General features: G+C 39.5%; 3 protein-coding genes and 1 pseudogene. 2 read left to right on the top strand and 2 right to left on the bottom strand.

Annotated features, from left to right (window positions below):
* Positions 1-217: 217 nt before the first annotated feature.
* Together AC1DPZ_RS23055 and tal are read left to right on the top strand one after the other, a co-directional pair.
* Complete coding sequence (locus tag AC1DPZ_RS23055) at positions 218-394, top strand: DUF6496 domain-containing protein (RefSeq protein ID WP_477407860.1); 177 nt, start codon at positions 218-220, stop codon at positions 392-394.
* A 143-nt stretch (positions 395-537) separates the two neighbouring features.
* On the top strand, positions 538-1623 hold the full coding sequence (gene tal, locus AC1DPZ_RS23050; protein WP_477407858.1) for a transaldolase: 1086 nt from the start codon (positions 538-540) through the stop codon (positions 1621-1623).
* Between the two features lie 277 nt (positions 1624-1900).
* Here tal and AC1DPZ_RS23045 read toward each other — a convergent pair.
* Positions 1901-2242 (bottom strand): annotated as a pseudogene (locus AC1DPZ_RS23045) (IS1 family transposase); the annotation flags it as partial.
* A 1064-nt stretch (positions 2243-3306) separates the two neighbouring features.
* The coding region (locus tag AC1DPZ_RS23040) for a RagB/SusD family nutrient uptake outer membrane protein (RefSeq protein WP_477407856.1) at positions 3307-4223 on the bottom strand (917 nt) is incomplete at its 5' end.

The raw sequence follows: 4223 nt of genomic DNA, 5'->3' as shown, positions 1-4223 counted from the left end.
AGCTACTACGGCCCGCTGCATTGAATAAAAAAACCAACAAGGCATTACATGTCTTTTCAGGGATGCTTTACTCATTAACACATACTGTTAAAACAAATCCATACTTAGATAAAAAAATACAAAGGGAAATGTTTGAAATAAATAAAGATGTTGAAACCAAATGACTGGTAGTCATGTTTATATCATATCATCAATTGTTTACTTAAATATATTCATCATGGCAAAGTATTCAGAAAAGGCCCAGGACAAAGTGGAAAAAACGATGCATGAAATGAAAGAGGGAACGCTCAAAAGCGGCAGCGGCAAAAAGGTTACCTCAAAAAAACAGGCGGTTGCAATTGGGTTATCTGAGGCCCGTAAGGCAGGTGCAAAAGTGCCTAAGAAAAAATCCTGAAATGAGATGGTAATAGGTATCATATGGCAGCGCAGGAATTGGCAATGCTTTTTTAAACGGCGTTTTACAAGCAGCCGGAAATATTTGTGCGGTGCGTATAAAAAAATAGGCTTAAAGGACGGTAAATCTAAAACAGCTTCGCAATGGAAACTAACAGCGTAAAACGATTGCATGACTTCGGTCAAAGCGTCTGGTTGGATTTTATTGACCGAAAGATCATCGAGTCCGGCCGTTTGAAAAAGCTAATTGATGAAGACGGGATACGGGGTATTACCTCTAATCCGGCCATATTTGAAAAAGCGATCACGCGCAGCATGGATTATGATGAGCAGATCAAAAAATTGGCTGCTGAGCAGAAAATCACCGAAGCTATTTTTTACGAGCTGGCGATCACCGATATTCAAAATGCAGCAGAATTATTTAAACCCGTTTTTGTGGAAGGCTCGGATGGATATGTAAGCCTGGAAGTTTCCCCTCACCTGGCACATGATACCAACAAGACCATCCGGCAAGCCGTTGAACTGTGGAAAAAGGTTGACCGCCAAAACGTGATGATTAAAATACCCGCAACTGCAGAAGGTCTGCCCGCCATACGCAAAACGATCAGTGAAGGACTGAATATCAATATTACTTTGCTTTTTGGCCTTGGTCGTTATGAAGAAGTAACTGAAGCCTATATTTCGGGCCTGGAAGATAGGGTGGAAGCCGGCCAGCCAATTGATCACATCGCGTCCGTAGCCAGCTTTTTCCTGAGTAGGATCGACGTATTGGTTGATCCGATGCTGGAGGAAAAGAGCCATTCTGACCTGAAAGGCGAGGTCGCAATCGCGTCCGCAAAAAAAGCCTACCAGATTTATAAACGGGTTTTCGGCAGCGAACGCTTTAAAAAGCTACAGGAAATGGGCGCTATGCCGCAGCACGTTTTGTGGGCAAGCACGGGCACCAAGGACCCTTCCTTTCCGGATACCAAATATATAGAGGCGCTGATCGGCCCGGAAACCGTGAATACCATTCCTTTAGAAACGTTGGATGCCTACCGGGACCATGGACAGCCCGAAAGTCGTTTGGAACAGGACCTGGATAAGGTAGACCAAATATTTGAAAGACTGAAAAAAACGGGGATCAATATTGATGACATCACCCAGCAATTAGAGGATGAAGGTGTCGAAAAATTCAATAAGCCTTATGATCAGTTATTGCAGGCTATCGAGGAAAAAAGGAATAAATAAGTGAGCCTAATCATTTATTTTCTACTACTTAATCGCTTAGTAAAGTATTCAGCCTCATCTGCTAATACTCCATATTTATAGGATTTTAATTATTACAGGGCCGGAAAGTCTCGCTAATGAAAAGGCGCCAATTGCCATTGCCAAATCGCGAACAGCCAGATCCAGATAATTAGGTAATGTATTCATCGGATTGTTAAAACAGATTAGTAAACAAAGAAGCCTAAAATTCATCGTCAAATCCTCTCCTGCATTTTCCGCTGATAGACGAGCCTGGAGGTCACATAGCTATGAATTCATGCCAAAAATAAATTTTTAAGCAAGCTTCAAGCATACTTATACTTTTTGAAAAGCAGATTGTTTTTCTATTAAGGCGTTTCAAATGGGTGCGGAGGCTTAGGTTTTTACGCTCAATTTTATTTGTGCCGTAACGTTTTACTTTGTGAAGTTTAGCTGGTATAATCTGACGATAGGTGTTCAACGCGTCAGTATAAATTCGCTTGCATTTCGATAATAAAAGGGTGTCAGTAACTCTTTGTAGATTTATTTTGCTGCGTCGCCCTACTTTTAAATCAACTACCTGTCCATTTTGCTTATCCAAAGCATAGATTACCCAACATTCCGCGCTTTTTTTTTGATGTAGGTTTTTAACTCATCTACTTCATATACTCTGTTTGCGCTAATAGGAGGTTTTGTAATGGTTGAAGCAATGTTCTTAATTCTCTGGATAACCGTATTGGGTGAGATATTCAACAACCTTGCTATACTCCTTATACCGCATCCTTCTTTGACGTGATTGATAATGTAGAAGTGGTGCCAGATTTATACGCTTTTTTTAAGTAATGTGATATTTGAGTCTTATTACAACTCTTACAGCGGTAGCGCTGTTGATTCCAGATTTTGCCAAACTTAATAGTTGCAATAATGACAATTTAAACTAACAACAGCTTTGATACACGTATTCACTTTCCAGGCACTTATAGTCTAAATAATCGCCTAAAATAAAAAGGATGGTACATAAGTACCATCCTTTTTAATAAAATTTAATGTGGTGTATTTTTATTGCTCTTGATTATCAGATTATTAATTTAATAACAACACAATTGATACACTACCGCTTTGTATTATCTGCGGAGAGCTAGGGATTTATTTTAACCCTAATTTTCCCTGTTTATTTGATGTCTTGAATGGTTTTGATTTTCGCACTCACCGAATTACTCACCACTTTTTATTTTTTAGAAATTAGCTGCAAATGCTATGTTCAAATTTACTAAAAACAATCTATGGTATCAAATTAATATGGTTTAACAGGCTAGTTGAGAGCGGGAATCGAACCCGCTTTGTAAGTCCTTAAATTATAATAAGTTATAATTTATAAAAGATCATTCAACGATTTATACAACACCATTTAGCCATTAATCGTTGTGCTACAAATATACAAAACGGTTGACCATAAGAAAGTTCGAAAAATGATTTTTTTATAAAAATTGGATCGCCTTGAGCGGTATCCAATTATTTTCAAATTTCCAGAAATGATTTGATACAGTTATTCCTCCTCATAAATCTGATTTTCGTTTTGGATACTTAAGCGTCGCTAAGAGCCATATTTATATAAAACCAATGCTCTGGCATAAACATCTTAAGAAAAAAGACCGCATCATTTGTATATGATACGGTCTCTTTTTATTAGTAGCCCGGATTTTGGACAATGTTAGGGTTTAAAGAAAGCTGATCATTTGGAATCGGAAGGAGGTAATGCATTCGCTTAAATTTGCGGTTGCTTGCCGGGTCCAGTATCACCGCACCTGTTTGATTGTCGACACCGTAAACAAATTTATTAGGATTGTAGATCGGATTATGGGTAATAGGATTCGTGCCGGTCGCGGTTTCCGTTGGTTGGCCGTTGTATTGCACAACCATACCCTCAATTGGCTTATTCAACTCTGTTTCGGCTATGCCCCACCGTTTCAGGTCATCATAGCGGCTGTTTTCCATGTAAAGCTCAAGTGCACGCTCCCTTCTTATCTCTCCCAGCATGGTAAGACTTGCGTATGGAGCAATCAAGGCATTGGTAAGTGGGGCAACCGAGTTACGTGCCCTGATTTTGTTAATCGATATGTTCAGATCTGCATCTGAAATAGAACCTCCGCCCAACTCACATTTGGCTTCGGCGTAAATCAAATAGACTTCAGCAAGGCGTATTTGCGGGTAATCATAAGATTCCTGGTAATCGGCCCTTGTAGATTCTTCAGAACAGAATTTACGATTCCCGTAGCCGCCGTTTATATTCGAATATAAATCCGGATAGAAAGGCTTTATTATAGCTGGAAAATTGAATGTTGTAATATAATTGGCCAAATTATAATTTGCGCCTGTGCTTGCACCAAATCCCCAATATTTATTTTTAGGAATATACACAAGGCTGCGTAGTCTCCATTCACGATTTTCAAATTCGTCGGTCATTTTCGCATACCCTTTAGCCAGTGGGGACACTGTAAAAGGAAGCCCGTCTGTGCATAGGTACATGTCCATCATTTTCCTTGAAGGTCCCCACCCCCCTAAGGTGTGGGTTAAATTAGCGTTGCCTTGTAAAAGCGTAAAGT

The organism is Mucilaginibacter sp. P4_G9 (assembly GCF_056400985.1).
The sequence above is the reverse complement of the archived record's forward strand: the minus strand, read 5'-3'. Positions and strand labels throughout refer to the sequence as shown.

What these genes read in the sequence shown, in the direction of transcription:
- tal (WP_477407858.1), top strand. Translation starts at nt 538, where the DNA reads ATGGAAACTAACAGCGTAAAACGATTGCATGACTTCGGTCAAAGCGTC.
- AC1DPZ_RS23055 (WP_477407860.1), top strand. Translation starts at nt 218, where the DNA reads ATGGCAAAGTATTCAGAAAAGGCCCAGGACAAAGTGGAAAAAACGATG.